The sequence below is a fragment of the Mesorhizobium abyssinicae genome (genome assembly GCF_049887195.1).
Classification (GTDB): Bacteria; Pseudomonadota; Alphaproteobacteria; order Rhizobiales; family Rhizobiaceae; genus Mesorhizobium; species Mesorhizobium abyssinicae.
The window spans coordinates 1-2,461 of record NZ_JARAKC010000073.1 but is presented as its reverse complement, the minus strand read 5'-3'; the positions used below and the strand labels follow the sequence as shown (position 1 = coordinate 2,461).

At 67.1% G+C, this 2,461-nt stretch carries 1 protein-coding gene; it reads left to right on the top strand.

The features are described from left to right. Positions 1-276: 276 nt before the first annotated feature. Complete coding sequence (locus PU724_RS33620; protein WP_354426060.1) at positions 277-2,145, top strand: DEAD/DEAH box helicase; 1,869 nt, start codon at positions 277-279, stop codon at positions 2,143-2,145. Positions 2,146-2,461 lie beyond the last annotated feature (316 nt).

Here is a 2,461-nt window from a genome sequence, read left to right as displayed (position 1 = left end):
CGTCGTGGCCGTCATGCGAAAGCTGCTGACCATTCTCAACGCCATCATCCGCGACCAAAAACCATGGCAAACAGCTTGACAGCCAAGACAGTCGCTCTCCCCGTATAGTGACGGGGAGAGGGGCGCTCTCGCCAGCGGTCTCGCCAATCGCCGCGCTGCGCACTGCCCTGTACAATGGCGGCCGCAGGAAGTAGGAACGCCCAAATACCGTTTGCCCGGCGCATGCCGGCCTTGTGCTCCACGACGGGCACAAAACCCCGATTCCGAAAGAGAAAAATGTCCAGTTTCGAAACGATCGTGCCTGCGCTTGCAGAGGCGCTGGAAAAACGCGGCTATACCGCGCTGACGCCGGTGCAGCAGGCGGTGCTGGCGCCCGAGCTTGGCGCGGCCGACGCGCTGGTCTCGGCCCAGACCGGCTCCGGCAAGACGGTCGCCTTCGGCCTTGCCTTGGCGCCGACCCTGCTTGGCGGCGCGGAGCGTTTCACCGATGCCGGCGCGCCGCTCGGCCTGGTGGTGGCACCTACGCGCGAGCTGGCGTTGCAGGTGCGGCGCGAGCTCGAATGGCTCTATGAGCTGACCGGCGCGCAGATAGCCTCCTGCGTCGGCGGCATGGACATGCGCAGCGAGCGGCGGGCGCTGGAGCGCGGCGCCGACATCGTCGTCGGCACGCCGGGCCGGCTGCGCGACCACATCACCCGCGGCGCGCTCGACATGTCGGCGCTCAGGGCCGTGGTGCTGGACGAGGCCGACGAGATGCTCGATCTCGGTTTTCGCGAGGACCTCGAATTCATCCTCGACGCCGCGCCCGCCGAGCGCCGCACGCTGATGTTTTCCGCCACCGTGCCGCGCTCGATCGCGACGCTGGCGAAGAGCTACCAGCGCGATGCCGTGCGCATTTCCGCCGGCGGCGAGGCAAAGCAGCATCTCGACATCGAATACCGGGCGCTCTCGGTGGCACCCGCCGACCGCGAGAACGCCATCATCAACGTGCTGCGCTATTACGAGGCGACCAACGCCATGGTGTTCTGCAACACCCGCGCCGCCGTCAACCATCTCACCGCGCGCTTCAACAACCGCAATTTCGCCGTCGTGGCATTGTCCGGCGAGCTCAGCCAGAACGAGCGCAGCCACGCGCTGCAGGCGATGCGCGACGGCCGCGCAAAAGTCTGCATCGCCACTGACGTGGCGGCGCGCGGCATCGACTTGCCCAATCTCGACCTGGTCATCCATGCCGACCTGCCAACCAACCCTGAAACGCTGCTGCACCGCAGCGGCCGCACCGGGCGGGCCGGGCGGAAAGGCGTCAGCGCGCTGATCGTGCCGAACAACGCCCGCAGGCGCACCGAAAGGCTGCTCAACAATGCCGGCCTGACCGCGACCTGGGCGAGCCCGCCCTCGGCCGACGAGGTGCTGCGCCGCGACGACGAGCGGATCCTCGCCGACCCGGCCTTCGGCGAGCCGATGAGCGACGACGAACGCGGTTTCGTCGAAACGCTACTCGAGCGCCACGGCGCCGAACTGGTCGCCGCCGCCTTCGTGCGGCTCTGCCGCGGCAGCCGCTCGGCGCCGGAAGACCTGCTTGACGTTGCGCCCTTCACGCCGTCGGGCGACAGGCCGGCGCGGCGCGACGAGCAGCCCAGCCGCCGCGACGATTTCGGCGACAGCGTCTGGTTCTCGCTGTCGGTCGGCCGCCGGCAGAATGCCGAGCCGCGCTGGCTGATCCCGATGCTGTGCCGCACCGGCAATATCTCGAAGCGCGAGATCGGCGCCATCAAGATGCAGCCGGAAGAGACCTTCGTGCAGATCGCCGCTGACTGGGCCGACCGTTTCCTCGCCGCTATTGGCCCCGACCGCAAATTGCAGAACAACATCGCGGTCAAGCGGCTCGACGGCACGCCCGACCTGTCGCGGGCCGGCTACCAGCCACCGAAGCCCGACAAGAAGCCGCATCGTGGCAAGCGGCCCTTCGAAGCGAACGCGCCCCAAGGTGCTCACAAGCCGAAATTCGAAAAACGCGCGCAGCCCGAACGCACCGGGGCGACCGAGACCAAGCCCTGGGCGAAAAAGCCCGGCAAGCCGAAATTCGACAAGCCAAGGTCCGACGCGCCGGCAAAGCACAAGAAGCCGAAGAAACGGCCGGGCTGAGCGTCTCATCGGATTCAGCGGTCCGTGGGCCATCCAGCGATTCGTTGATGCAATCGCACCAATTGCCGAAGGCGCCGCCGCCCCTCATCGCCCTGCCGGGCACTTCTCCCCCTATAGTGACGGGGAGAAGGAGGCTGGCCGCGATCTTGGCACCCATCCTGCGATGGCGATTGGCCAAATCGGCGATGGCAGCGCCCCTCTCCCCGTCACTATACGGGGAGAGCGACTGTCTTGGCTGTCAAGCTGTTTGCCATGGTTTTTGGTCGCGGATGATGGCGTTGAGAATGGTCAGCAGCTTTCGCATGACGGCCACGAC

Excerpts from the sequence above, each read along its gene's own strand:
- PU724_RS33620 (WP_354426060.1), top strand. The coding sequence starts at position 277 with ATGTCCAGTTTCGAAACGATCGTGCCTGCGCTTGCAGAGGCGCTGGAA.